Annotated in this window: 21 protein-coding genes and 2 pseudogenes; 13 read left to right on the top strand and 10 right to left on the bottom strand. The window is 69.5% G+C overall.

All coding sequences use genetic code 11. The features are described from left to right. Positions 1-265: 265 nt before the first annotated feature. Positions 266-992 (top strand): annotated as a pseudogene (locus RUMESO_RS23685) (RlmE family RNA methyltransferase). 42 nt (positions 993-1,034) lie between these two features. After that, positions 1,035-2,519 (top strand): glycerol kinase GlpK, encoded by a 1,485-nt coding sequence (gene glpK, locus RUMESO_RS00100; protein WP_037277072.1) that lies wholly within the window; start codon positions 1,035-1,037, stop codon positions 2,517-2,519. A 90-nt stretch (positions 2,520-2,609) separates the two neighbouring features. On the opposite strand, the gene arfA is transcribed toward glpK, so the two are convergent. Further along, positions 2,610-4,181, bottom strand: coding sequence for an arabinosylfuranosidase ArfA (arfA, locus tag RUMESO_RS00095; protein WP_245639093.1), 1,572 nt, complete (start codon positions 4,179-4,181; stop codon positions 2,610-2,612). A 99-nt stretch (positions 4,182-4,280) separates the two neighbouring features. Further along, on the bottom strand, positions 4,281-5,210 hold the full coding sequence (locus tag RUMESO_RS00090; protein WP_037277069.1) for an ArsR/SmtB family transcription factor: 930 nt from the start codon (positions 5,208-5,210) through the stop codon (positions 4,281-4,283). Positions 5,211-5,655: 445 nt separating this feature from the next. Between RUMESO_RS00090 and RUMESO_RS00085 the strand changes: the two genes are divergently transcribed. The 6 genes and pseudogenes from RUMESO_RS00085 to RUMESO_RS00065 all read left to right on the top strand — a co-directional run bounded on the left by RUMESO_RS00085 (position 5,656) and on the right by RUMESO_RS00065 (position 10,781). Continuing rightward, a complete protein-coding gene (locus RUMESO_RS00085) occupies positions 5,656-6,933 on the top strand; it encodes an extracellular solute-binding protein (protein WP_037277067.1) in 1,278 nt (425 codons plus the stop codon). A 66-nt stretch (positions 6,934-6,999) separates the two neighbouring features. Next, on the top strand, positions 7,000-7,878 hold the full coding sequence (locus RUMESO_RS00080; protein WP_037277064.1) for a carbohydrate ABC transporter permease: 879 nt from the start codon (positions 7,000-7,002) through the stop codon (positions 7,876-7,878). Continuing rightward, positions 7,875-8,231: an ABC transporter permease family protein gene (locus RUMESO_RS26690; RefSeq protein ID WP_245639092.1), complete on the top strand. Its 357-nt coding sequence runs from the start codon at positions 7,875-7,877 to the stop codon at positions 8,229-8,231. The genes RUMESO_RS00080 and RUMESO_RS26690 overlap by 4 nt, the downstream gene beginning before the upstream one ends. Continuing rightward, a complete protein-coding gene (locus tag RUMESO_RS26685; RefSeq protein WP_245639091.1) occupies positions 8,231-8,743 on the top strand; it encodes a carbohydrate ABC transporter permease in 513 nt (170 codons plus the stop codon). The genes RUMESO_RS26690 and RUMESO_RS26685 overlap by 1 nt, the downstream gene beginning before the upstream one ends. A gap of 6 nt (positions 8,744-8,749) precedes the next feature. Continuing rightward, positions 8,750-9,833, top strand: a pseudogene (locus tag RUMESO_RS00070) (ABC transporter ATP-binding protein). Positions 9,834-9,899: 66 nt separating this feature from the next. Further along, entirely contained in the window at positions 9,900-10,781 is an 882-nt protein-coding gene (locus tag RUMESO_RS00065; protein WP_051520867.1) for an SIR2 family NAD-dependent protein deacylase, read from the top strand. On the opposite strand, the gene RUMESO_RS00060 is transcribed toward RUMESO_RS00065, so the two are convergent. Next, positions 10,772-11,341: a L,D-transpeptidase gene (locus tag RUMESO_RS00060; RefSeq protein ID WP_037277062.1), complete on the bottom strand. Its 570-nt coding sequence runs from the start codon at positions 11,339-11,341 to the stop codon at positions 10,772-10,774. The genes RUMESO_RS00065 and RUMESO_RS00060 overlap by 10 nt on opposite strands. 341 nt (positions 11,342-11,682) lie before the next feature. On the opposite strand from RUMESO_RS00060, the gene RUMESO_RS00055 reads away from it, so the two are divergent. Together RUMESO_RS00055 and RUMESO_RS00050 are read left to right on the top strand one after the other, a co-directional pair. After that, positions 11,683-12,285, top strand: coding sequence for a DUF1989 domain-containing protein (locus RUMESO_RS00055; protein ID WP_037277059.1), 603 nt, complete (start codon positions 11,683-11,685; stop codon positions 12,283-12,285). A gap of 96 nt (positions 12,286-12,381) precedes the next feature. After that, positions 12,382-12,879, top strand: a complete 498-nt coding sequence (locus RUMESO_RS00050) for a potassium channel family protein (protein WP_037277056.1) — start codon at positions 12,382-12,384, stop codon at positions 12,877-12,879. 6 nt (positions 12,880-12,885) lie between these two features. Here RUMESO_RS00050 and RUMESO_RS00045 read toward each other — a convergent pair whose 3' ends face one another. The 4 genes from RUMESO_RS00045 to mch form a co-directional block, all read right to left on the bottom strand. Continuing rightward, positions 12,886-14,334 (bottom strand): glycoside hydrolase 5 family protein, encoded by a 1,449-nt coding sequence (locus RUMESO_RS00045; RefSeq protein ID WP_211262736.1) that lies wholly within the window; start codon positions 14,332-14,334, stop codon positions 12,886-12,888. A gap of 85 nt (positions 14,335-14,419) precedes the next feature. Continuing rightward, a complete protein-coding gene (locus tag RUMESO_RS00040) occupies positions 14,420-16,630 on the bottom strand; it encodes a glycoside hydrolase family 2 TIM barrel-domain containing protein (RefSeq protein WP_342670711.1) in 2,211 nt (736 codons plus the stop codon). After that, positions 16,627-17,169 (bottom strand): sugar-binding domain-containing protein, encoded by a 543-nt coding sequence (locus tag RUMESO_RS25985; protein WP_211262734.1) that lies wholly within the window; start codon positions 17,167-17,169, stop codon positions 16,627-16,629. The genes RUMESO_RS00040 and RUMESO_RS25985 overlap by 4 nt, the downstream gene beginning before the upstream one ends. Positions 17,170-17,294: 125 nt before the next feature. Then, a complete protein-coding gene (mch, locus tag RUMESO_RS00035; RefSeq protein ID WP_037277054.1) occupies positions 17,295-18,269 on the bottom strand; it encodes a methenyltetrahydromethanopterin cyclohydrolase in 975 nt (324 codons plus the stop codon). A 114-nt stretch (positions 18,270-18,383) separates the two neighbouring features. Between mch and RUMESO_RS00030 the strand changes: the two genes are divergently transcribed. Next, positions 18,384-19,847 (top strand): family 43 glycosylhydrolase, encoded by a 1,464-nt coding sequence (locus RUMESO_RS00030; protein ID WP_051520866.1) that lies wholly within the window; start codon positions 18,384-18,386, stop codon positions 19,845-19,847. Further along, positions 19,817-20,176, top strand: a complete 360-nt coding sequence (locus RUMESO_RS25550; RefSeq protein ID WP_037277048.1) for a DUF1349 domain-containing protein — start codon at positions 19,817-19,819, stop codon at positions 20,174-20,176. Before RUMESO_RS00030 ends, RUMESO_RS25550 begins: the two co-directional genes overlap by 31 nt. Positions 20,177-20,182: 6 nt before the next feature. Here the strand turns inward: RUMESO_RS25550 and RUMESO_RS00020 are convergent, their stop codons facing one another. Further along, positions 20,183-20,836: a YjbE family putative metal transport protein gene (locus tag RUMESO_RS00020; RefSeq protein ID WP_037277046.1), complete on the bottom strand. Its 654-nt coding sequence runs from the start codon at positions 20,834-20,836 to the stop codon at positions 20,183-20,185. Positions 20,837-21,003: 167 nt separating this feature from the next. Between RUMESO_RS00020 and RUMESO_RS00015 the strand changes: the two genes are divergently transcribed. Next, positions 21,004-21,996, top strand: coding sequence for an aldo/keto reductase (locus RUMESO_RS00015; RefSeq protein WP_211262733.1), 993 nt, complete (start codon positions 21,004-21,006; stop codon positions 21,994-21,996). A 1-nt stretch (position 21,997) separates the two neighbouring features. Here the strand turns inward: RUMESO_RS00015 and uvsE are convergent, their stop codons facing one another. Beyond that, complete coding sequence (gene uvsE / locus RUMESO_RS00010) at positions 21,998-23,143, bottom strand: UV DNA damage repair endonuclease UvsE (protein ID WP_037277044.1); 1,146 nt, start codon at positions 23,141-23,143, stop codon at positions 21,998-22,000. Continuing rightward, positions 23,140-24,201: a DHH family phosphoesterase gene (locus RUMESO_RS00005; RefSeq protein WP_051520865.1), complete on the bottom strand. Its 1,062-nt coding sequence runs from the start codon at positions 24,199-24,201 to the stop codon at positions 23,140-23,142. The genes uvsE and RUMESO_RS00005 overlap by 4 nt, the downstream gene beginning before the upstream one ends. Positions 24,202-24,682 lie beyond the last annotated feature (481 nt).

Raw genomic sequence — 24,682 nt, 5'->3', positions numbered from 1 at the left:
TGGGGCCGGCATCGGGCGTCCTTGCCAAGCAGGGGCGTCGTTCCGGCGGACGATGAGCTTCGATTCGTGAAAGGGCATGATGGATCCTGGGCTGTTGGAATCAGCCTAGGGTCTGCCAGTTAACGATCGGTTACCTATGCGAACGGTGGGGAGGGGCGACGCAACACCCCCACCGACTGTGCTATGGGCCGCGTCGCCGAGTGATTCGGGTTCCCTTCCGCCTGAGCGTGACCCATATAGCCAGCCTGGAGGCATGGGGCGCAGCATGGGCAAGACACCCGCCAAGGGCACATCGGGACGCGGCCAGCGCGACCTCACGGTCAAGGTCAAGACGGCCAAGGGGCGGAAGCTCTCCTCGAAGCTCTGGCTCGAGCGACAGCTCAACGATCCCTATGTGAAGCGCGCCAAGGCCGAGGGCTATCGCGGCCGCGCGGCCTACAAGCTCCTGGAGCTCGACGACAAGTTCCATTTCCTGAAGCCTGGCGTCCGCGTCGTGGACCTTGGGAGCGCGCCCGGGGGTTGGGCGCAGGTGGCCGTGCCGCGCGTGAACGCCCTGGGCGAGAAGGCCGGCAAGGCGCAGGGCAGGGTGCTCGGACTCGACCTGCAGGAGGTCGATCCGGTGCCGGGCGCAGAGATCCACCAGCTCGACTTCCTGAGCGACGGTGCGGACGACAAGGTGAAAGAGTGGCTTGGCGGACAGGCCGACGTGGTGATGTCCGACATGGCCGCCGCTGCGTCGGGCCACAAGCAGACCGATCACCTCCGCATCATCGCCCTCTGCGAAGCCGCTGCCGAGCTCGCATTCGACGTCCTCGCCCCGGGCGGCACCTTCGTGGCCAAGGTCCTGGCCGGGGCGCCGAGGGGAGCTGCAGAAGCGCCTGAAGCTGGCCTTCGCCAAGGTCGAGAACGTGAAGCCCCCAGCGAGCCGGTCCGATTCCTCCGAGAAGTTCGTGGTCGCGACCGGCTTCCGGGGACGTCCTGCAGAGGCGTGACCCCTTGCGCGAATCCAGGGTCATGGCGACAGTCCGCTGGCCATGACCCACATCCTCGCCATCGACCAAGGCACGACCTCCTCGCGCGCGCTCCTCTTCGACCGGGACCTGCGTCCCGTCCGAATCGCGCAGGAGGAATTCCCGCAGCTCTTCCCCGCCTCCGGCTGGGTGGAGCACGACCCGGAGGCGATCTGGGCCACGACCCTCGCCACCGCGAAGAAGGCGCTCGACGGACTGGCGCCGGGCGAGATCGCGGCGCTCGGCATCACCAACCAGCGCGAGACGACGCTGGTCTGGGACCGCGACACCGGTCGGCCTATCCATAACGCCATCGTCTGGCAGGACCGTCGCACGGCATCGTTCTGCGAGACGCTGGCCCATGAGGGTTGGGGAGAAGCGGTCGCGGATCGAACGGGTCTATTGCTCGACCCCTACTTCTCGGGGACGAAGCTCGCCTGGCTCCTCGACAACATGGAGGGCGCGCGCGAGGCGGCCGAGGCGGGGCAGCTCCTCTTCGGGACGGTGGATTCGTTCCTGATCTGGCGTCTCACCGAGGGGCGGGTCCATGCCACCGACGCGACCAACGCGGCGCGGACGATGCTATACGACATCCGCCGGGGGGTCTGGGATGAGGAGATCTGCGCCCGGCTCTGCGTTCCGATGTCGATGCTCCCCGAGGTGCGCGACTGCGCGGGGGACTTCGGGACGACGGCGCTCCTCGGCGGCCGCCTCGCGGTCCGAGGCGTGGCAGGCGACCAGCAAGCGGCCACCCTGGGGCAAGCCTGCTTCCAGCCCGGCATGATGAAGAGCACCTACGGAACGGGCTGCTTCGCGCTCCTGAACACCGGGACGGACTTCGTGCGGTCGCGGAACCGGCTTCTGACCACCATCGCCTACCGGCTCGACGGCGAGGTGACCTATGCGCTCGAGGGGTCGATCTTCGTCGCGGGCGCCGTGGTCCAGTGGCTGCGCGACGGTCTCCACCTGATCGGCAAGGCGGCCGAGACGCAGGGCCTTGCCGAGGCTGCCGACGCCGCTCAGGACGTCGTCCTCGTGCCCGCCTTCACTGGGCTGGGGGCCCCCTATTGGGATGCGGAGGCCCGGGGAGCCATGTTCGGCCTGACCCGCGCGACCGGCCCCGCCGAGATGGCCCGCGCCGCGCTGGAATCTGTCGCCTTCCAGACCCGCGACCTTTACGAGGCGATGCGTCGCGACTGGCCGGGCGCGCAGGAGGCCGTGCTGCGGGTGGACGGCGGCATGACGGCCTCGGACTGGACGATGCAGCGCATCGCGGACCTCCTGGCGGCGCCCGTGGACCGACCCCGGGTGCGGGAGACGACGGCCCTCGGGGCGGCGTGGCTTGCCGGGGTCGCTTCCGGCGTGGCGCCGGGGCCTGCCGGCTTTGCCGAAACCTGGGCCCTGGAGCGGCGCTTCACGCCGGAGATGGACGCGGGAGAGCGGCGTCGCCGACTGGGGCTGTGGGACGACGCCGTGCGTCGCACGCTGAGCCGTCCCGCCAGCACTTGAGGTCGGGACAGGTTGCCGGACGTGGTGGGGCCATGCCGTTGCCGACGTCGAAGGGGGCCGCGCCTGCCGCCCCCTGGCGAGCTCGCGTCGTCAGGCCGCCACGAGGATCATCTGCCAGGAGTGGGGTGGCAGGGTCACGACGACCGTCCCATCCTCGATCCCGGCGCCTTCGCCCGCGCGGGGCTTCACCCGATCCGGCTGCTCCATCGTGTTGGTCGCGCGCAGGTCCGAGTTGGTCATCACCTGGTGTTCTAGGATCCGGGGAGCCGGGCCGAAGCCCTGAAGCGCGATCCGCGTCGTCATCGACTCGGCCGGGTGCCGGTTGACCGCGAAGAAGGTGACGGTGCCCGCCTCCTCGTCGCGCACCCCGGCGATGTCGAGATAGGGCACGTCGTCCGCGATCTCGCCCGCATCGTAGAGCGGCGAGTCGACCGCGAGCTGCAGCGCCGTTCCCCGGCCGTGGACCGAGGTCAGGTAGAATGGCCAGTAGGTCGATTGCCGCCACGCCGGGCCGCCCGGCTCGGTCATGATCGGCGCGATGACGTTCACGAGCTGGGCGATGCAGGCGATCCGCACCACGTCCGACCGGCGGATGAAGGTGTTGAGCGTCAGGCCGACCTGCAGCGCGTCCTCGAAGTTGTAGATGTCCTCGAGGAGGCGCGGCTCGTGCGGCCAGCCCTGCATCCCCTGGAGGATCGCCTTGTCCTGCTCGTGGCTATGATACCACACGTTCCACTCGTCGAAGCTGATGGTCACGTCGCGCTTCGAGCGCTTGTTGGCCTTCACGAGCCGGATGACGGAATGGATCGTCTCGATGTACCGGTCGAGCTTCTCGCTCAGGGCCAGGTAGTTGGCCGTGTTGTTCGCCTTGTTGTGCGAGTACATGTGGAGCGAGACGTGGTCCACGGCCTCGTAGGTGTGCTCGAGGACGATGCGCTCCCATTCCGGATAGGTCGGCATGTCGGCGTTGGAGGAGCCGCAGACCACGAGCTCCAGCTTCTTGTCGAAGGCCCGCAGCGCCTTGGCGGTCTCGTGGGCGAGGCGGCCGTATTCGTGGGCGGTCTTCTGACCGATCTGCCAGGGGCCGTCCATCTCGTTGCCGAGACACCAGAGGCGGCAGTTCCAGGGGTCCGCGCGGCCGTTCGACTTGCGCAGGTCGCCCCAGTAGGAGCCGAGCGGGCCGTTCACGTATTCGACGAAGTTGCGCGCCTCCTCCAGCCCGCGCGAGCCGAGGTTGACGGCCAGCATGGGCTCGGTCCCCACGCGCTCGCACCAGTCCATGAACTCGTGGATGCCGACCTGATTTGACTCGGAGGTGTGCCAGGCGAGGTCGAGGCGGGTGGGGCGCTTGTCGCGCGGGCCGATCCCGTCCTCCCAGTTGTAGGCGGAGACGAAGTTGCCCCCCGGGTAGCGGACATGAGGGACCATGAGCGGACGGACGAGGTCGATCACGTCCTGGCGGAAGCCGTCCTTGTCGGCCGTCGGGTGCCCGGGCTCGTAGATTCCAGTGTAGATCGCGCGGCCCAGATGCTCGAGGAACGCCGAGTAGAGCCGGTCGTCGATCCTGGCGATCGTGTAATCCCGATGCGCGGTGACCCGGGCCTCCAGGCCCTGCCGTTCGTTGCCGTGCTGCGTGCTGGTGCCCATGGCCCTGACGTCCATGACGATCCTCCCTCGGCGGCGCGCTTATGGGGCGCGTCAATATCACGATCCTGGATACCTATCAGGAACGTGGATAGCCCCGTCAAGGCGAAATCCAGTCTAGCGCTGGGCGGTGAGCCTCAGCACGATATCCTGGTCGTAATTGCCGAAGCCGCGTCCGAAGATGTTCAGGCCCCCCGGATGCCGCGCGTCCTCGCGCACCGCCACGGTCAGCCGGATCGAGCGATGCTCGGAGAGGTTGAGGTCCTTTATCGTCACGGACGAGATCTTGACCCCGTCCACGAAGGACCCTTCGGTCGTGACCCGGAACCCCTTGAGCTTGCCGTATTGGCTGCCCTTCAGCTTCCACCAGTCGGGCGTGTAGACGCCGCGCTTGTCCCCGAAGTCGCCGGGCGAGGTCCAGGTTCCGACCTCGACGTGGTTGATCGAGACGGTGATGTCCGACGGCCAGTCGGCCGAGGTGCCCGGCACCTCCGAGGACAGCTCCATCGAGACCTCCAGCGCCGCCACGTCGCCTCCGAGGAGCCTGGCGTTGTTGGGGAACTGGTATTCCACGTAGCCGCGCGTGAACCATATCAGCGCCGCGCCCATGCGCCCCGGGTCGAGGAAGGTGTCGGGCACGTCGAGGAGCCCGATGATCCCCTGCGGGGAGCAGAGCCCGCATGGCGCCGTGACTTGGCAGCTCGTGTAGAGGCCGAGCGGCATGGAGGTCTCGATGGTGCCCGAATCGGTCGCATGGGGCTCGTCCTTGAAGGTCACGAGGACCTCGTCGAATAGGCTGTGGCAGACCTTCTGGTTTCCCTTCCGGGCGCGCTGGGTCTCGGTCCGGATCAGGCCTGCGTCCTCCAGCACTTGCACGTTCGCCGAGACGCTGGACTGCGGCAGACCGAGCGCCGCCGCGATCTCGTTGACGTTGAGCGGACCCTTCCGCCGCAGGAGCCGCAGGGCCCTGACCCGAGCCGGTGAGGCCAGGGCACGGAGGACGTCGATCCCATCCTCCGGGTCCACGATCAGGAAGTTGCGATCCATCGGCTCGCCTGGCCACCTCGATGCTCGCCCGATGTGTATCAGAACTGCTGATACGCACAAGCAAAGAACCGCAAATCGGGCCTCGGAGCGGCTTTCCGATGAACTCCTGCCCCTTCAAGCCTGGCGAAAGCGATCGGCTGATCTCCCTGCGCACAGCCCGGACCACAGGGAGAGCATCTGATCCGATTACGATTTCTTGGCCACCCTGCCGGATGGTTCGATTGGATGGGCTGGCTATCCCGATTTCGGATACGTATCCACGAGCATGTTGACAGGCGCGGCTCGCGCTTCTTAGGCTCCATCCGAGGCGGAGCGGTCCGGGGCGTGGAACGGCATGGTTCCCCGCGCGGAACGGCCCAGCCGGGATGATGTCCGGTCCGCAGGCGCCAGCGGATGCGGATCGCATGGAAGGCGCGAGGGCCGTGAGAGCCCGTGGGAGGATTCGATGTTCGCAAGGGCCTTTTTCGCGGCGCTGATGTCGTCCGCGTTCATGGTGAGCGCGGCGCAGGCGCAGGAGGTCATCGAGTGGTGGGACTTCCTGGGCGGCGGCGACGGCGTCCGCATGAAGGAGCTCATCAACCGCTTCAACGAGGAGCATCAGGGCCAGATCCAGATCGAGGCCACCACCCTCGAATGGGGCACGCCCTTCTACACCAAGGTCCAGACCTCGGCCGCCGTGGGCGAGGGGCCGGACGTGATGACCTATCACCTCTCGCGCCTGCCTCTGGGCGTCGAGACCGGGACGCTGTCGCCCATCACCGAGGAGGACCTCGCCAACGCCGGGCTCGCGACCTCGGACTACCAGCCGGCCAACATCGACGCGGCCTCGGTGGACGGGCAGCTCTATGCGGTGCCCTTCGACATCCACTCCATCGTCCTCTACTACAACAAGGACGCGCTGCAGAAGGCGGGCCTCCTGGGCGAGGACGGGCTGCCCACCGGGCTTGACGGGGCCGACAACTTCGCCGCCGCTCTCAAGAAGCTGCAGGAGGCGGGCTACCAGCAGCCGCTGTCGATCCACGACGCCGCCGGCGACTCGATGTGGCGGATCTTCTATTCGCTGCTGAACCAGCAGGATGGCAAGTTCCTCGACGACAATGGCGAGTTCCTGTCGGGCGACAACCTCGACAAGGCCGTCGCGGCCACGAGCCTGATGGCCTCCTGGGTCGCGGACGGCTACGCGCCGCCGAACACCGAATACGCCGCGTCGATCGCCCGCTTCACCGGCGGTGAGGCCGCGCTGCACATCAACGGCGTCTGGGAAGTGCCCACGATGACCGACCTTGCCACCAAGGGCGAGCTCTTCGACTGGGGCGCGATCCAGCTCCCGACCTTCTTCGACCACCCGGCCACCTGGGCCGACTCCCACGCCTTCGCGATCCCGAACAACCAGGGCAACGAGATGACGCCCGAGCATCGCAAGGCCGTCATGGAAGTGATCGGCTGGATGGCCAAGAACTCCACGTTCTGGGGTTCCGCCGGGCACCTGCCCGCCTACAACCCGGCCCGCGAGGACCCGGAGTTCCAGGCGATGCAGCCCAATGCGACCTACGCCTCGCTGGCCGAGACGGCGGCCTTCGACCCGCGCTCGCCGCTCGCCGGGGTGGCCTCGCCGGTCTATGATGCGGCCGGGAACTACCTGATGCCCGCCGTCAACGGCGAGCTGGAGCCGCAGGACGCCATGGAGCAGATGCGCGACGACCTTCAGGGCCAGGCGTACTGAGATCCTGACCACCAGGGACCGGCCGGTCTGGCCGGTCCCAGCCCCGGCACTCCCGAGGATCGACCGATGCTGCGCACCCGACGCTCCGAAATCCTCACGGCGTTCGTCCTCCTTGCCCCATTCATCGTGATCTACGGCCTGCTGTTCGTCTGGCCGACGATCCAGATGGTGATGCTCACCTTCACCAAGGCGCCGCTGATCGGCGCGGGTGACTGGGTGGGCCTCAAGAACTACGAGAGGCTGTGGGGCGACCGGCTGTTCTGGACGGCGACCTGGAACACGCTCTACTTCGTGCTCCTGACGGTGATCCCCTCGACGCTCCTGGGCCTGCTGATCGCGCTGGGCGTGAACCGGCTCAAGGGCTGGGCGCAGAGCCTCGTCCTCGCGGCCTTCTTCATCCCTTACATCCTGCCCGTCTCGGTCGTGTACCGGATGTGGGGCTGGATGCTCGACAGCGAGTTCGGCATCCTCCAGCATCCGATCGCCGCCGTGTGGGGCGAGAACGTCCCGATCTTCCGCACGATCCCGCTGTTCATCCCGGCCGTGGCCTTCATCACCGTCTGGTGGCTCATCGGCTTCAACATCCTCCTGTTCATCGCGGGACTTCGCAACATCTCCTCCGAGATCTACGAGGCGGCCGAGCTCGATGGCGCGACGCGGTGGCAAACCTTCCGGCGGATCACCTGGCCGCTGATCTGGCCCATCACGGTGCTCGTGGCGACGATCCAGCTCATCCTGCAGCTCAAGATCTTCGACCAGATCTACCTCTTCGCGCAGGGCGGGCGGGTGGACGCGACGCTGTCGCTGGTCGGGCTGATCTACCGCTCCGCCTTCCAGAAGAACCAGGGTGGCTACGGGGCGACGGTGGCGCTGGTGCTCTTCATGCTCATCGTCGTGATCTCGGTCCTTCAATTCCAGCTTCTCCGGGCGAGGGGGCAGCGATGACGGCCACCATTCCGATGACGGCGGCGCGCGCGACGCGAATGCGGCGGCTGAACCTCGCCGGCGGCATCCTCACGGTGCTGACGGTGCTCGGCGCGATCTTCTGGGCCTTCCCGCTCTACTGGAGCATCGTGACCTCGCTGAAGTTCGAGCAGGACGTGGTGCGCCCCGGGGTGCATCTGGTGCCGGAGCGCTGGACGCTCGACGCCTATACCTTCGTCCTGCTCAACACGCAGATCGGGCGCTGGTACCTCAACTCGCTCATGACCTCGGCGGCTGTGACGATCATCGTGGTGATGATGAGCGCGGGGCGGGCTACGCGATCTCGCAGCTCAACTTCCCCGGCCGGCGGCTGATGTGGTGGATCATCCTGGCCTCGTTCATGGTGCCGATCCCGGCGCTGGTCGTGAACCACTTCGTGCTGATGTCGCAGTTCGGGCTTCTCAACAGCCTGACCGGGGTGGTGCTGCCGCAGCTCATCGCGCCGGTGACGGTCATCATCTACAAGCAGTTCTTCGACAGCGTCCCCCGCGACTTCCGCGAGGCGGCCGTGATGGATGGGGCGACCGAGTTCCAGCTTCTCTGGCGGCTCTACCTGCCGATGAACTGGGGGATCACCACGGCGCTGGCGATCATCACCTTCATCGGGGCGTGGAACTACTTCCTCTGGCCGTTCCTCGCGATCACCTCGCAGGACAAGATGAACATCACGGTGGGCATCACGCAGGTGAACGACGCTTTCGGGGTCCGCTACGCGCGGCTGCTGTCGCCGGCGATCCTCGCGGCGCTGCCCGTCACCATCGTCTACCTCCTCTTCCAGCGGCGCGTGACGCAGGCGATCATGCTCACCGCCGGCATCAAGGGATAAGCGTCCATGTCCTCCGTCGAGCTCCACGGCATCACCAAGCGCTTCGGCAACCTGGAGGTCATCAAGAACCTCGACCTGAGCATCGGGGATGGGTCCTTCACGGCGCTCCTCGGGCCGTCGGGCTGCGGCAAGTCCACGCTGCTGCGCATGATCGCGGGGCTGGAGCAGGTCAGCGAGGGGCAGGTCCTGATCGGCGGGCGCGACGTGACGCTGGCGCCCCCCGGCCGAGCGGCGGGTGGCGATGGTGTTCCAGAGCTACGCGCTCTATCCGCACCTGACGGTGGAGCAGAACATCACCTTCAGCCTCTCGCTCGCCCACGCGCCCAAGGCGGTGCAGAAGAGCCAGGCCCAGCGGGTCGCGAAGATGCTGCAGCTCGAGCACCTGCTGGACCGGCGGCCCGCGCAGCTCTCGGGTGGGCAGCGGCAGCGGGTGGCCATCGGTCGGGCGCTGGTGCGCGACCCGGAGGTGTTCCTCTTCGACGAGCCGCTGTCCAACCTCGACGCGCTCCTGCGGGTGCAGATGCGGCTGGAGCTCGCCAAGCTCCACCAGGATCTGCGGACGACGATGATCTACGTCACCCACGATCAGGTGGAGGCGATGACCCTGGCCGACCGGATCGTGGTGCTGGACCGGGGGCGGATCGCGCAAGTCGGATCGCCGCTGGAGCTCTACAACGCGCCGGCCAACCGCTTCGTCGCGGGTTTCATCGGCAGCCCGGCCATGAACTTCCTGCCGGTGACGGTGGCGCGAGAGGGAGCGGGGCAGGTGGCCCGGCTTTCCAGCGGGGGGCAGGTCGCCTTGCCGGCCCGGGCGCTGCGCGGGGGCGGCGGGGAGGCCGAGCTCGGCATCCGGCCGGAGCATCTGCGCTTGTCCGACCCCGGCGAGGCGGACCTGTCGGGCACCGTCTCCGTGGTCGAGAACCTGGGCAACACGGCTTATGTCTACCTCGAGACCGCGGCCGGCACTCTGGTCGTGGAGGGCGATCCGGCGGTGCGGGTCGATCCCGGCATGAACGTCGGCGTCCGCTTCGACCCGAGCCGAGTCCATGTCTTCGACCGTGAGGGGGAGGCCCTCCCCCTGGCCGCCTGACGCTGCCGCGCCGACCCCGCCCGGCGCGCCGGAACATTTGCCCAAGCGGCCGGTTTCGCACGCATCATGCGTGACGATATCGAGGATCTCGCCCGTTCGGTCCTGGAGCGACGGGCCATTCTGTTCGTCGGAGCGGGCGTTTCCATGGTCGTCGGCCTGCCGTCCTGGCAGGAGCTGATCGACCATATGATGGACGAGCTCGGCCTCGAGATCGAGGGCGAGCAGGGGCGGGCGCTCGGGCATCCGATCCTGGCCGAGTATTACCGCCTCCGGCACGGCAGCATCGGCCCGCTTCGGAGCTGGATGGACCGGGAGTGGAAGGTGTCGGAGGAGCGGGTGCGGGATTCCCGCATCCATCAGCTCATCGTGGAGCTGGACTTCCCGATGATCTACACGACCAACTACGACCGCAACCTCGAGGTCGCCTACGAGCTCGCCCAGCGGCCCTTCGCCAAGATCGCGAACGCCCGCGACCTGACCTTCGTGAAGCTCGACGACACGCAGATCGTCAAGTTCCACGGGGATTTCGACGACGACGACAGCCTGGTGCTGACCGAGTCCGACTACTTCTCGCGCCTCAGCTTCGACAGCCCGCTGGACGTGAAGTTCCGCGCCGACGCGATGAGCCGGACGCTGCTCTTCATCGGCTACTCGATGCAGGACCTGAACATCCGGCTGCTGCTCCACCGGATCTGGGAGACCTGGACGCGCTCCGCCTATGAGCGGAGCCGGCCGCCGAGCTACGTCTTCCTGCCGCGGGCAGGGCCGGCGCAGGAGGCCGTCCTCAACCGCTGGGGCATCACGGTCCTGACCTCGCGGATCGCCGACCCGGAGGGCGCGCTGACCGACTTCCTCGAACGCCTGGCGGCGCGGGTCGGGGAACTCCGGTCGGAGCAGGCCGGCGAGCGGATCGGGACGGGGGCGCGGAAGGCGCGGTCTCAGGGATAGAAGAGGACGGTCGAGTCCATCGGCACGCGGGCATAGAGATCCACGATCTGGTCGTTGATGAGGCGGACGCAGCCGTTCGACACCGCGGCGCCGATCGTCTCGGGCTTGTTGGTGCCGTGGATGCGCATGAAGGTGTCGCCCCTCTCGGGCGTGAAGAGGTAGAGCGCGCGGGCGCCCAGCGGGTTGTCCGGACCGCCCGGCATCCCGTCCTCGGCATAGGGGCCGTAGAGGTCCGGCTGGCGCTCGACCATGCCGGGGGTGGGCGTCCAGGCGGGCCATTCCTTCTTGGCGCCGATGTAATAGGTCCCGGGCTCGTAGAGGCCGGCGGCGGCGATGCCGACCGGGTAGCGGATGGCGGTCTGGTCCGGCAGCGTCCAGTAGAGCGCGAACTCGTAGGGGACGACGTGGATCTGGTAGGGCGCGAGTCCCGGCTGGATGGGCACGATCTGCGGCGCCCAGCCGGGCGGGAGGGCCGAGACGGTCTGCTGCGCGGAGGCACGGGTGGAGGCGGCGCCGAGGGCGGCGAGGCCCGTGGCCAGCAGGTGACGACGCGACAGCATGATGGCTCCCCTTCCTCCGGTCCGCTCGTGCGGGACTAACGGCGAACGGAGCTTGCGGGTCCATTCCAGTAGCGATGTTCGTGCGGTGGAGGCCTGCCGGGCGGGCGGCGAGGCGGGTCGTCGGGCCGAGGTCCATGCGTCGTCTCCCTTTGGCTGGCGTGGCGGCTGGGGGAGCAGATTCGCAGGAATGGATTAACGATCCGTGGCAGTAACGAACGGCGCGAATTTTGTCGCGCAACGCCCTGGCGGACACAGGCCAGCCGATTCGGCGCAGGGGCGCGACTTGACCCCGGCGGCGCACCTCTGAAGAGTGCCGGCCGACGCGGGAGAGGAGACCGGGGATGGGTTCGGAGATGCAGGTCGTGCCGGCGCGGCGCGGGCGGGCCGTGCGGCTGAAGGCGGGTCAGGCGATCCGCATCGTCAACACGCATGGGAGCCAGGTGGTGGACACCTGGGCCTTCAACGCCGACGACATGGGCGAGTTCATGTCGATGGAGCACCTGCACGCGACGCTGGGCTCGGTGTTCCCGGTGACGGGCGGGGCGCTGGTGACGAACCGGCGGCGGCCGATCCTGGTGCTGGAGGAGGACAGCTCGCCCGGGCGCCACGACACGGTGATCGCGGCCTGCGACGTGCACCGCTACGCGCTGCTCGGCTGCCAGGGGTATCACGACAACTGCACGGACAACCTCCACGCCGCGCTCGGGATGCTGGGGCTCAGGTCGGGGGAGACGCCGGCGCCGCTGAACCTGTGGATGAACATCCCGATCGGCGCGGAAGGACGGATCGAATGGGGCGAGCCGCTGAGCAAGCCGGGCGACCATGTGGTGCTGCGGGCCGCGATGGACTGCATCGTGGCGATGTCCACCTGCCCGCAGGACATGATCCCGATCAACGGCGCGAACTGCACGCCGACCGAGGTGCATTACGAGGTGCTCGGCTGACCCCGTGACCCGGGGCCGCAGGCGGAGGACCCTTGGCGCGGGCGCCGCTTGGTGCTTCCGTCAGGCCGGGCGCGGTCGGCATGGAGGGGGCACGCCATGATCCTGGCGATGATCGTTTCGGCCGTGATGGTCGTGATAACGGTCATGATGTTCTACGAGGCCCTCCGCCTCACCTCGAACCACCTGTCGGACCTGCCGATCCCGCCTCGAGCGCGGATCATCGTCGTGGTGCTTGCCGCCTTCGGCGGGCACACGGCGGCGGTCTGGATCTACGCAGGGGCCTACTGGCTCCTGGCGATCTGGGGTCAGGTCCCGAGCTTCGCGGGCGTGCCCGTGGAGGGCTTCCCCGACTGTCTCTACTTCTCGGTCGTGTCCTACACGTCGCTGGGCTTCGGCGACCAGGTGCCGCTGGGGCCGGCGCGGCTCATCGCGGGGGTGGAGGCGCTGAACGGGCTGCTGCTGATCGGCTGGTCGGCGTCCTTCACCTACCTCGCCATGGAGCGCTACTGGCCGCTGCACGGTGAGGACTGGCGCCGCGACCGACCGGCCGGCGAGGCCGAGCCCGAGGGGGATCGGTCCAAGGACGCGGCCTGAGGGCGCTCAGGCGGGCTGGATCGCAAGGGCGAGGTCGGTGGCGACCGAGGCCTCGATCCGGAGGGCGCCGCCTTGAGCCTGGGCCTCGGACGTGGCCTGCCGGCGGCCCTCGCGGGTGTTCCAGGCGACGACGCGGTAGCGGCCGTCCCGCATCGCCGGCAGATCGACGGTGACAGGGAGGGCCTGGGCGTCGGGGCTGAGCTGACCGGAGGGCCTCGCGACGGAGTCGGTGCGGAGGAGCCAGACGACGGCCTGCCGTCCGTCGGCGCAGGAGAAGGCGCGGACTGCGGGGGTGGAGGTGCGGACCTCCTCGTTGAGGTTGCGGCGGCGGAACCGGGGCCAGTCGATGAGCGGCAGGAAGCCCGCCAGCGCCGACTGGGCGCGGCGCATCCCGGGAGTCAGGGTGTGCGGCTTGCGGTTGGGCCAGCGCATCCCGCCGCCGGCCGCGCCCGAGGCGAGGTGCGCCCATTGGATGTGGCGGAAGTATTCGTCGTCGAAAGGCTCGGGCAGGGTCTTCTTGAAGTCCTTGAAGGTGTGGATGGGCCCGTGCTCGCTGTCGAGGTAGGGCCGGTCGGGCGGAGCGTGGCCCAGGGCCTCGCGGACGAGGCGGCCCACGGTGATGGCCGGGTCCACCGTGTTGCGAGGATGGTCGATGGTGCCCTCGGCGTAGAGGTGGGTGCTCGCGAAGTCGAGGAGGGGGTGGCGGAAGATGGTGTCCGCGACCTGCGGGTGCGTGTCGAGGATCGGACCGAAGAGCGAGATCGTCTGCGGGTGGGCGCGGCCGTGGAGGCGGAGCTCCAGGGCGCGGACGTGCTCGCTCAGTTCCGTGGCGACCGGGGCGAAGCGCGACACGTCGTTGCCCATGTGGGCGGGGTGCATCTCGTTCCAGAGGTCCCAGGCGAAGAGGGCGCCGCTGCCCCCCCAGCGGGTGGCCATGAAGGTGAGGCGGGCCTTGGCGGCCTCGATCATGGCGCGGTCGGTGAGCCACTGGGAGGGCTTGGCGCAGGGGCCGCCGTTGGCCTTGTTGTAGGGGTGGTGGCGCCAGTGGAGGAACATCCAGAAGGTGTCGAAGGGAGTGAGGAGCAGGCGCAGGCCGTGCCGCTCGCAGAGGGCGAAGAGGTCGTCCCAGAGCTGCACCATGGCAGGGACGAAGCGGCCGGCGGGGCGTTCGAGGTAGCGGTGGCGAACCTGGGAATACTCGATCATGACGCGCAGGCAGGTGACGCCGTGCGAGGCGAGCCAGGCGAGGTGCGCGTCCACGGACAGAAGGTCCTTGCGGCGGAAGAGTCCTTCGAGCTCGGGCCAGGTGATGGCGTCGTTCTGGCCGATGGGGGTCCAGGGGGCGCCGTCCTCGGTGACGAAGTAGGGCGCGCCGGAGGCGACCTGGACCCAGGGGAGGGAGGAGGCCGTGGGCGTGCCGAAGGACGCGGCCAGGGCCGTCAGGTCGTTCGCCATGGGCGTGGTTCTCCGGGCAGGGGCTCGACCGATCCAGCTACTTGGCTGGATCGGTCCGGAGTTCAAGCGGGCCGTGGGGTAAGGCTCAGGGGGCCAGCGCGAGGTCGAGGAGGCCGTCCCAGAGGGCGGTCGCCACGGGGTCGGCGTCGAATGGGTCGCGCATCAGTCGGAAGGTCGAGATGACGAGCTTGCCCTTGCCCAGGCGCTTCTCGATCACGAAGGCGGCGGGGCGGTGGACCCAGCCCACGACGGTGCCGGCCTGGACGCGGCCCCGGAATTCCCACGACCGCTGGTGCGTGAGGACCTGATGGGGGATCACCCGGGCGAAGCTCAGGTCGAGGAGGGGGCCGCCGGGGATGTGGCGGAAGGCGCCGTCGCGCCGGAGCCAGGGGAAGTTGCCCACCCAGTCGCCGCGCCAGATGGAGTTGTGCCGGTTCTGGAGCGAGTAGCCGGGGAAGCTGAAGTAGGATTCGGACCGCGTTCCGCCGGGGGCGTCCTCGATCTGGAGCGTCATGGGCCCGTCGCGGGGGGAGGTGTCGTCGCGGAGGCGGCGCTGGCCCTGCTCGACGATCTGGAGGTAGCGGGCGCCGGCGTGGATGGCCTCGATCCGGGGACCGTCGAGGACGTCGGTGATGAAGAGCTCGGCGTCCTCGGCCTCGGTCTCCTCGTGGCCGAGGACGAGGAGTCGCTCGCCGACGAGGGGACGGTCGGTGCGGAAGCGGATGCGGCGCTCCGGGGTGGGGCGCTCGGGATAGAGGGCGACGGCTTCGCCGTTCTGGGCGATGCGTCGGCCGTCGGGGGCGAGGACGGCGAACTCGATGCTCGCCAGCTCGGATTGCGGGAGCTTGGGCGCGCGGAGGGTGAGGTTGGCGCCGACGACGGCCATGGGACCGGCCTCGGGGAGGGCGACGGTGCCACCGTCCTCGCCCAGCGTCCATTCGAGGCGGGCGCCTTCGGGGAGGGTCTCGCCGCCGGTCGCGACCTTGAGGTCGAGGGCGATGTCCTGGCCGGCGCGGGCGGCGTGGTGGCGGAGGTTGGGGGCGACCACCACGTCCGTGTTCACATGGGCGAGGGCCTGGGCGAAGACGCGGGGGTTCCGCGCCATGTCCATGAGGCCGTTCCCCTCCCAGTGGACGTCGGTGAACTCGGTGATGACGTAGCCGGCGATGGGGGAATGGGAGCGGATGTCCTCGATCTCGAACTTGAGGTTCATGAACTGGTGCCACTGCACCTTCTCGATGAACTGCGTGAAGGTGCCGAAGACCTGCTCGAGGCCGAGCTCGTGGAAGCGCTGCTCGATTCCCATGGGGAGGGCCACGCCGACGGCCCAGGTAGCGCCGTAGGGCATCCACCAGGGGTCCTTGCCGTCCGTCCGGAGGTTCGCCGGGTCGGGGAGGCCCCAGACGCCGAACTCGGAGAGGATCAGGGGCTCGTCGCCGCGCCACTGGGCCTCGGGTTGGGGGGAGAAGGTCCAGCTCGCGGCGCCGGCGAACTCGCGGGAGAGGGCCTCCCACTCCTCGCGGCGGTCGAGGGCGGTGCGGTAGTAGTGGAAGTCGTTGATGTCGGTCTTGACGTGGTAGTTCGGGAAGCAGGCCGAGTTGTCCACGACGAGGCGCAGGGGGTCCTCGGCCTTGAGCCAGTCGAAGAGCTCCACGATCCAGGCGCGCTGGTCCGCGACCTCGCGCAGGCGGGTGCCCCAGTCCTCGTTGACGAGGGTCCAGATCACGATGGAGGGATGGTTGCGGTCGCGGGCGAGGATGCCTTCCATCGTCGTCCTCAGGCGCTGGGCGCTTTCGGGCGTGAAGGTCTCGATGTTGGGGATCTCGGTCCAGATCAGGAGGCCGAGGCGGTCCGCGACCTCGTAGTAGCGCGGGTCGGGGACCTTGATGTGGCAGCGCAGGCAGTTGAGGCCCATGGCCTTGGCCTTGCGGGCCTGGTCCTCCAGCAGCTCCAGCGAGGGGGGCGTGCCGAAGCCGTCGGGGTAGTAGTCCTGGTCGAGCGCACCACGCAGGTAGAGGGGCTGGCCGTTGAGGTGCAGGACGCCATCCTTGGCCTCGATGCGGCGGAAGCCGAAGGTCTCGGAGCGTGTGTCGAGGTCGCCGCCGTCGCCGCGCAGGGTGGCGCGGAGGGTGTAGAGGGCGGGGGTCTCGGGCGACCAGGGCTGGAACTCGGGTAGCGTGACCGCATGAGCGAGGGTGGCGTCGGAGACGTGGAGCGTCTCGGTGTGGACGAGGTGGCCGTCGGGGGCGGCGATCTCCAGGGCGATCATGCCGGTGCAGGGTCGGGCGAGGGTCAGGCGGAGTTCGAGGCGGCCCTCGGGCCAGTGCGGGTCGAGGCGGATCGAGGCGACGTGGTCGGGGGGCTCCGGGCCTTCAGGTGGACGGACTGCCAGATGCCGCCTTGGGGGCCATACCAGCTCTGCTTGCCATGGGGGATCTCGGCGAAGTCAGATTCAGCGTGGTGGGCGTCGGGGAGGTAGGCCTCGACTTCGAGGAGGTTGTCCTCTTCGAGGAGGTCGGCGGGGAGGACGACCTCGAAGGGGAGATAGCCGCCTTCGTGGCGCGCAACCTCCTGGCCGTTGACGCGGACGGTGGCGGTGTCGCTGACGGCGCCGAAGTGGAGGGCAAGCTCGCGGTCGCGCCAGTCGGCGGGGATGCTGAAGTGACGGCGATAGGTCGCGCGGCCGAAGCTCCAGGCGAGGTCGGGGAAGCTCTGCCAGGGGGAGGGGACCTGCGTCTCGCGCCAGGCGGAGTCGCTCTCGTGCCGGAAGTCCCAGGTGCCGTCGAGGGACTGGGTCTGGCGTTCGGCGGTGGCGAGATTGGGCGAGGCGTCCATGGCGGGTCCTTGGAGGTTCGAGCGGTTGGTGCGGACGTTATCGAACGGATTCGGTTAAGCAATCGTAACCGCTGCGTTCGGTGCCTTAACCCGATCCTAACGGATCGTCAGGACGGGGTTGCGAATCAGGGCTTCGGGGGCTCGGGCGGGCTCGCGTCCGAGAAGGCGATGAGGCGCGCGAGGTCGGGCGGGCCGGAAGTGAAGGTCTCGCCGGTGTCTAGGGCGGTGACGTGGACCTCGGCAGGGCTGAAGAAGCGGCTGTCGATTCGGGCGAAGTCGCCATAAGCGGCCTCCCAGACTTCGGCGAAGCTCCGGCCCCAGTCGGGGGCGGTGCGGCTGGGGAGGCGGCGGGCGAGGGCGCGGGCGCGGCTCGGAGCGCCGGTCACGAAGAGATGGGCGCGGCCGGCGTAGATGATGGCGTCGTTCGCGCGGCCCATCGCGGCTCGGGTGTCGGGGTGGGGCGGGCACACGGGGGCGGTGGCGATGGCCTCGGTCAGGTCGGCGAGGGGGAAGTCGAGGAGGCGCGCCTTCTGGACGGCGCATTCCACCACGCGGGCGGCGATCTGGACCATGCCGGCGGGGCAGCCGGTGGGGGCGTGGAGGAGGGTCAGGGCGGAGCGCGGGAGGCGGCAGGCCTCGGCGGCGGCCCGGGCCGTCCCGTCAGTGGGCGGGGCGTCGCCTTCGAGGACGAGGACGGCGCGGGTGGCGTGCTCGTCGTGGGGGAGGTCGTCGAAGAGCGGCTCCTTGCGGGCGAGGGCGCGGGCGGGGCCGGAGACCATGAGGGGAGCGTCGCCCGCGCCGGGGAGGTGCCAGCCGGCGTATTGGCTGCCGAGGCAGGCGAGCCAGGGCTGCGAGGTGCGGACGAGGACGCTCCAGGGCAGGGGCGCGAGGCCGGAAGGGACGAGCGAGACCGAGGCGAGGCCCGCCATGCTGATGCGGGCGAGGTGGAGGCCGGCCTCGGTGCTGCCGGGGTGGCGGTGGCCGCAGTCGATCAGGGTCTCGCCGCCGGGGCCGTGGCTCACGCCGATGCGGAGGGCGGGCGCCTCGGCGATCAGTGCGTCGGCGAGGACGGCGGCGCGGGCGTTGAGGGACAGCGTCATGGGAAGGGCAAGCGCGGTGGCGGGGGAAGGTTCCCGGCGACGTTTGCCGGCGAGGGCCCCGGTGCTAGCCTCGGGGGGCGGTCGTGGCGTGGGGCGGGCAGGAGAGGTCCGGAGATGACTCGGATGGGGGCGTCCCTGATCGCGGCCCTGGCGCTGCTGGGCTGGGCGGTCGCGGCGCAGGAGGGGCCGGGACGGACCACTTCCAGCCCGCTTCCGATGGTGGCGGAGGGACGGGCGGTCGAGAGCTGCGCCGACCCGACGGCGATCGAGGCGGAGGGCGGGTGGACGATGCTCTGCACCTCGGACCCGCTCTGGGCGGGGGACCGGTATCGGCTGCTGCCGATGTTCCGGTCGGAGGACCTCGTGCATTGGAGCCATGCCGGCGACGCCTTCGACCGGGACGAGGGGACGGCGGTGGGGGAGCCGCCGGGCTGGGCCTCGCGGCGGGCGATGCTCTGGGCGCCGGAGATCGAGGAGATCGGAGGGCGGTTCTACCTGTTCTTCGGGGTGACGGATGTGAGGACCGGCGGGGAGCCGGCCTGCGATTCGGACGGGGCCATCGGCTATGCGGTGGGGGAGACCTCGGTCGGGCCCTGGGTGGTGGCGGAGGCTCCGCTGATCGCGCCGAGGCGGGCCGGGCCGGGCTGCGACTTCCTTTGGACCTACGACCCGGAGGTGGTCGCGACGCCGGAGGGGCGGCGGTTCATCTACTACGGGAGCTACTACGGCGGGATCGAGGCGCGGGAGCTGACGGTCTTGCCGGATGGGTCGCTCTGGGCCGACCCGGGCACGGCAGTGCCTGTCGCGGTGGCGGGGCGCTACGAAGGGGCCGAGGTGGTCGAGAGGGACGGGGCGTGGTGGCTGTTCGTCTCGTCGTCCAACTGCTGCAACGGGCCGCAGACGGGATACGCGGTCTTCGCGGGGCGGGCGGATGGGCCGCTCGGGCCGTTCCGGGACAGGGACGAAGCGTCGTTCCTCGATGCGCGGGCGGGTGGGACGCCGGTGATCGTGCAGAACGGGAACGGCTGGGTGGGGCCGGGGCACGACACGGTGCTGCAGGACCGGGCGGGGCAGTGGTGGACGATCTACCACGCGGTCGAAGAGGCGCGGCCCTGGTTCGGAGAGGAGGTGGGGTTCACGCGGCGGCCGGCGCTTCTCGACCGGCTGGACTGGGTGGACGGGTGGCCGGTGGTGGTCGGTGGGCCTTCGGAGGGGGAGAGGGCAGCGCCGGCGCTCGAGGCGGGCAAGGGAAGCGGCCGACGTGCCGGCAGTCGCGGCGGCGGAGGTCGGGGCGCCGCTGCCCGAGTTCTCGGACGAGTTCGACGGGACGATGAGCCCCCGGTGGCAGCTGGGTGCGAGAAGCGCCGGAGGCCGGGGTCTCCGAGGGCGTCCTCCGGCTCGGGACGACGGACACGGACCTCTACGAGGACAGCCACGACGCGCCGGTGCTGCTGGAGGGGGCGCCGGAGGGGGACTTCGTGGTGGAGGCGAAGGTGGCGCTGGACGTGCCGGAGGGGTGCTGCTTCGATTACGTGCAGGCGGGAGTCGTGCTCTACGGGGACGATGACGATTACCTGAAGCTGGTGGTGCTGTCGGCCGGGGCGACGCGGCAGACGGAGTTCGGGCGCGAGATGGGGGCGGTGCCGGAGGGGTGGCCGCGCTACGGCAGCTCGGTCGTGGGGCCGCCGGGGGAGGAGTGGACCTGGCTGCGGCTGGAGGTGCGGCGCGGCGAGGATGGGGAGAAGGTCACGGCGCTCACCAGCCGGGACGGGGTGGACTGGGCGCGAGGGGCGACATGGACGCATCGCCTGGGCGGGGGGATGCGGATCGGGCTCGTCGCCATGGGCGGTCCGGGCGGATTTCCCGCCCAGTTCGACCATCTGCGCGTCCATCGGCCCGGGGCCTGACCGACCTCAGAGCAGGGCGAGCTCCTGCACGTCGTGCCAGCCTTCCCAGATCATGCTGAGGGCGACGTAGAGGATGATGAGGAGCCCGACATAGGCGATCCAGTGAAAGCGGCCGATCAGGCGAGCGATGAAGCTGGCCGCGACGCCCATGAGCGCGATGGAGAGCGCGAGGCCGATGATGAGCACCACCTGGTTCTCGCCCGCCGCGCCCGCCACGGCGAGGACGTTGTCGAGCGACATGGAGACGTCCGCCACGACGATCTGCCAGGCCGCCTGGGCGAAGGTCTTGCGCGCGATGTTGCCGGCCACGCGGCCGTCCGCATCGAGGTCCATGCCGGCGAGGGCCTCCTCGGCGGCGAGCTCCTCGATCTCGTGGCCGGCGCGGAGCTCGCGCCACATCTTCCAGCAGACCCAGAGGAGGAGGACGCCCCCGACCACCAGGAGGCCCGCCACCTGCAGGAGATTCTCGGCCAGCACGGCGAAGATGATCCGGAGGACGGTGGCGGCGATGATGCCGACGGCGATGACCCGGCCCCGGTCCTGCGCGGGGAGGCCGGCGGCGGCGAGGCCGATGACGATGGCGTTGTCGCCAGACAGCACCACGTTGATGAGGACGATCTCGATCAGGGCGACCAGGCTGTCGTAGGTGAAGAAGTCCATGGCGTCCCTTTCCGCGACCTCGGGCGAGGCGGGTGCATCACAGTTCGAGGCCAACCACAAGGGAGCGGCCGTTCCCGGCGGAGCTAGGGCGCTCGGGTCCCGGCGCCATTGCGGCGCGCGGGCCGGGCGGGCATGACGGGACGGCCAATGGAAAAGGGAGAGTCGTCATGGAGATGGTGACACGGGAGTTCGGGCGCGCGGGCTGGCGCGTGGCGGCGGTGGGCTTCGGCGCCTGGGCCATCGGCGGCACCTGGGGCGAGGTGAGCGAGCAGGACGCCCGCGCCGCCGTCCACGCCGCGCTGGACGAGGGGGTGAACTTCCTCGACACGGCGGACGTGTATGGGGACGGCCGGTCCGAGACGATCATCCGCGAGGTTCTGAAGGAGCGTGGGGGCGAGCGGCAGCTGGTGGCGACCAAGGCGGGACGGCGGCTGAACCCGCACGTGGCCGAGGGCTACACCAAGGCGAACCTGAGCGGGTTCGTGGAGCGGAGCCTCAGGAACCTCGGGGTCGAGGCGCTGGACCTCGTGCAGCTCCACTGCCCGCCGACGGAGGTGTTCTACCGGCCCGAGGTGTTCGGGGCGCTGGACGACCTCAAGGCCGAGGGGAAGATCCGGCACTACGGCGTCTCGGTCGAGAAGGTCGAGGAGGGGCTGAAGGCGCTGGAGTATCCCGGCGTCGTGTCGGTGCAGATCATCTACAATATGTTCCGCCAGCGGCCGGAGGAGTTGTTCTTCCCGCAGGCCAAGGCGAAGGGCGTCGGCGTGATCGCGCGGGTGCCGCTCGCCTCGGGGCTGCTGACAGGGAAGATGTCGCGGGAGTCGACCTTCGCGGCGGACGACCATCGGGCGTTCAACCGCGAGGGGCAGGCCTTCGACAAGGGCGAGACCTTCTCGGGCGTGCCCTATGACGTGGCCCTGGATGCGGTGGAGGCGCTGAGGGCGGTGCTGCCCTCGGACGTGCCGATGGCGCAGGTGGCGCTGCGCTGGATCCTCATGGAGGAGGCCGTGTCGGTGGTGATCCCGGGCGCGAAGAACCCGGATCAGGCGCGGTCCAACGCGGCGGCGGGACGGCTTGCGCCGCTCGACGAGGGCGTCATGGAGGCGGTGCGCGACATCTACCGGACGCGGATCGCGCCGCACGTCCACCAGCTCTGGTAAGTCAGGCCTGAGCGCGGACGCCTTCGTCCACGTCCGGCTCCTCCTCGGCCTCGATGCCCTGGTCGAGCCTCCGCTCGACCTCGGCCATCTCGGCGGCGTCGTCGGGGCCCGTCCCGAAGCGGGCAGCCACGTCGGGCGCGTAGCGGAGGAGGTCCGTCTTGAGCTTGAGGAGCGAGAGGTCCTTGGTCTTGCCCTCCAGCATCACGTCGAAGTCCAGCCCCTCGGCCATCCGCATGAAGGTCGCGAACTCGAAGGGGTTGGTGAAGTCGGCGTGGCCGGTCCAGATCGGCGGCACGAGGACGGTCTTGATCCGCGAGGTGGGCTTGAGGGGGGCGCCAAGGAGCTGACCCTTCAGCTCCTTCCCGGCGGCGAGCGCCTCGCGGTCCTTGTCGGTGACCTTCTTCTTCAGCTCGCGCATCTCCGTCCGGGGAGAGGAGAAGTGGATCTTGGGGCGGACGCCGTCGGGCCAGGTCTGGACGAAGCGTTCCAGCATCGGGCGGAGGTCCAGCCCTTCGGGGTTCAGGCACCAGAAGTGCTGGTAGTCGAATACGCAGCGCACGCCGCACTGCTCGTGGACCCAGAGGACATCGGCAGCGGAGAAGCGGATGTCGTCGTTCTCCAGCACGAGGCGGCGGCGGACGTGCTCGGGGCACTGGGCGTAGCCCTCGACCCAGCGGGCGCGGCTGGCCTTGGTGTCGCCGTAGACGCCGCCGACGTGCGTGACGAGGACGGCCTCGGGGCCGAGGCCCATGCGGTCCAGCATCTCGGCCTGGGAGGAGAGGTCCCAGATGCTCTTCCGGGTCAGCTCCGGGTCGGGGCTGTTGAGGAGGACGTATTGGGACGGGTGAAAGCTCAGGCGGATGTCGAGGTCGCGGGCCTTCCTGCCGAAGGCGGCGAGCTCGGCGTCGGACTCGGCCACCATGGCGTGGAACTGCGGCATGTCGGGATGGGTCGCGTAGGGCGCAATGTCCGAGGACATGCGATACATATCAATCTCGACCTGCACGAGGTAGTCGAGGATCGCGTCGAGATACTCGAGCGAGGTCCTGAGGTGCGGGCCCTTGCGCCAGCCCCGGGTGTCGTTGCTCTTGAGGTCGGGGCGGCCCATGACCTTGACGGGAAAGCCGAGCCGGAGGGGGCGGGTCATGGGGGCACCTGTTCGTCGGGAAAGCCGAGGCCGGCGATGAACGCGTTCCAGTCGGTGGGGCGGAGCGCGCCGCCGGTCGCCTGCGCGTGGCCGGAGCCGTATTCCGCGCCCGCGCCCGAGGGGCGGTGGTTGGCCAGGAAGCGGATGAGGTCCGTGCCGGTCGCGGTGCGCGCGGCGAAGTGGACCCAGCCCTCGCGGTAGCCGGTGTTGGCGGCGAGGACGACCTTGTCCTTGAGTCGCCCGCGCCACTGCTGGGCGATCAGCGGGTGGATCTGGCAGGGTGAGGCGAAGCGGATCAGGGCGATGTCGCCGCGGACCTTGGGGGCGACCCGCTTTGCGGAGTCGAGGGCCGCCGCGACTTCGGCCTTGGCCTCGTGGAGGAGGGCAGTCTCGGGGTGGCCGCCCTTGAGCAGGTCCTTGGGGGAGTCGCATCGGAGGAGGAGCGCCAGGGCCGGGGTGGGATCGGCCTGGGCCGTCCGGCGCGGCGCGTTGACGAGCGACACGGCATCCCGCAGCGCGGTCTTGCCGTAGCGGGCCTGCGCCTCGGACAGCTCGGGGAAGCCGGCGCCCTCGGCCATGTCGCCGATCAGGCCGAGGGCGGCGAGCCAGAGAAGGTCGCCGGCCTCGCCGAGCGCTTGTGCGCACCAGTAGGCGAGGAGGGCGGAGGTGGGCTCGGGCGTCCAGCCATGGCCGGAGATGACGGTGGCTGCGCCGGGAGCGCCGGTGGGGACGTGGTGGTCGATCAGCACTGTGGGCGTGCCGGGGAGGACATCCCCTTCGCGCACGCCGAGGTCGGCGACGAGGAGGCCTCCGGGCCGACGTTCCTTCATCTCGGCGCGGAGGGCAGGGGACCAGGGGTTCTCGCCCTTGCCGGTGATCCGGACCTCCGTGGGCCGGTCCGCGCGGTCGAGCGCTCTCTTCAGGATGGCGACCGCGGAGAGGCCGTCCGCGTCGAAATGGCCGAGGATGAGGGCCGACCGCGCAGGGTCGAAGCGGTCCAGCGCCGCCCGGAAGGCGGGGGCCACGTCTGCGGGGTCCTGCGGGCGCGCGTCGAGCATGGACCGTCAACGAGCGAGCGGACCGTCCGGTTCACGGGGTGATGACGGGCCCGGCCTGTCCCGGCTTTGCCCTTCTGCCGGAGTTGCCCATCCTCGCTCCTCGACGCGGGCCGCCTACCCTCTGGGCGCCTTTCGCGGGTGCCGTTAGGTCAGGCGAGAGGGCGCACAAAAAGCTCTTGCGCCTCCCCGAATCTATGTCTAGAAGCCCACTCCACGGTTCGACGGTGACGACGCGGCGACGCGGGGGTGGCGGCGGACTGGACCATGGTGGCGGCGGGCTTCGGGATGTGCTCAGGAAGATGGGCGCTCCTGGAGGAATTGCTGTCCGGCGTGGGTGCTCTTTGACATTTTGATGCATTGAAGGGATATGCGGGCGGTTCTGGTTTGGTCGGTCTGATCGACGGAACGGAGCTTTGCATATCGGGACCTCTAGGCTTCGGCCGATGATGGGGTTTGTCAGCTTCACTGTTTTGGTGGGACT

The sequence above is a fragment of the Rubellimicrobium mesophilum DSM 19309 genome (genome assembly GCF_000600335.2).
GTDB classification, from domain to species: domain Bacteria; phylum Pseudomonadota; class Alphaproteobacteria; order Rhodobacterales; family Rhodobacteraceae; genus Rubellimicrobium; species Rubellimicrobium mesophilum.
Note: the sequence above shows the minus strand (reverse complement) of the source record. Positions and strands in the feature narration are given on the sequence as shown.

Coding starts and splice junctions, on each gene's coding strand:
- glpK (WP_037277072.1), top strand. CDS start 1,035: ATGACCCACATCCTCGCCATCGACCAAGGCACGACCTCCTCGCGCGCG.
- arfA (WP_245639093.1), bottom strand. CDS start 4,181: ATGGACGTCAGGGCCATGGGCACCAGCACGCAGCACGGCAACGAACGG.
- RUMESO_RS00090 (WP_037277069.1), bottom strand. CDS start 5,210: ATGGATCGCAACTTCCTGATCGTGGACCCGGAGGATGGGATCGACGTC.
- RUMESO_RS00085 (WP_037277067.1), top strand. CDS start 5,656: ATGTTCGCAAGGGCCTTTTTCGCGGCGCTGATGTCGTCCGCGTTCATG.
- RUMESO_RS00080 (WP_037277064.1), top strand. CDS start 7,000: ATGCTGCGCACCCGACGCTCCGAAATCCTCACGGCGTTCGTCCTCCTT.
- RUMESO_RS26690 (WP_245639092.1), top strand. CDS start 7,875: ATGACGGCCACCATTCCGATGACGGCGGCGCGCGCGACGCGAATGCGG.
- RUMESO_RS26685 (WP_245639091.1), top strand. CDS start 8,231: ATGTGGTGGATCATCCTGGCCTCGTTCATGGTGCCGATCCCGGCGCTG.
- RUMESO_RS00065 (WP_051520867.1), top strand. CDS start 9,900: ATGCGTGACGATATCGAGGATCTCGCCCGTTCGGTCCTGGAGCGACGG.
- RUMESO_RS00060 (WP_037277062.1), bottom strand. CDS start 11,341: ATGCTGTCGCGTCGTCACCTGCTGGCCACGGGCCTCGCCGCCCTCGGC.
- RUMESO_RS00055 (WP_037277059.1), top strand. CDS start 11,683: ATGGGTTCGGAGATGCAGGTCGTGCCGGCGCGGCGCGGGCGGGCCGTG.
- RUMESO_RS00050 (WP_037277056.1), top strand. CDS start 12,382: ATGATCCTGGCGATGATCGTTTCGGCCGTGATGGTCGTGATAACGGTC.
- RUMESO_RS00045 (WP_211262736.1), bottom strand. CDS start 14,334: ATGGCGAACGACCTGACGGCCCTGGCCGCGTCCTTCGGCACGCCCACG.
- RUMESO_RS25985 (WP_211262734.1), bottom strand. CDS start 17,169: ATGGACGCCTCGCCCAATCTCGCCACCGCCGAACGCCAGACCCAGTCC.
- mch (WP_037277054.1), bottom strand. CDS start 18,269: ATGACGCTGTCCCTCAACGCCCGCGCCGCCGTCCTCGCCGACGCACTG.
- RUMESO_RS00030 (WP_051520866.1), top strand. CDS start 18,384: ATGACTCGGATGGGGGCGTCCCTGATCGCGGCCCTGGCGCTGCTGGGC.
- RUMESO_RS00020 (WP_037277046.1), bottom strand. CDS start 20,836: ATGGACTTCTTCACCTACGACAGCCTGGTCGCCCTGATCGAGATCGTC.
- RUMESO_RS00015 (WP_211262733.1), top strand. CDS start 21,004: ATGGAGATGGTGACACGGGAGTTCGGGCGCGCGGGCTGGCGCGTGGCG.
- uvsE (WP_037277044.1), bottom strand. CDS start 23,143: ATGACCCGCCCCCTCCGGCTCGGCTTTCCCGTCAAGGTCATGGGCCGC.
- RUMESO_RS00005 (WP_051520865.1), bottom strand. CDS start 24,201: ATGCTCGACGCGCGCCCGCAGGACCCCGCAGACGTGGCCCCCGCCTTC.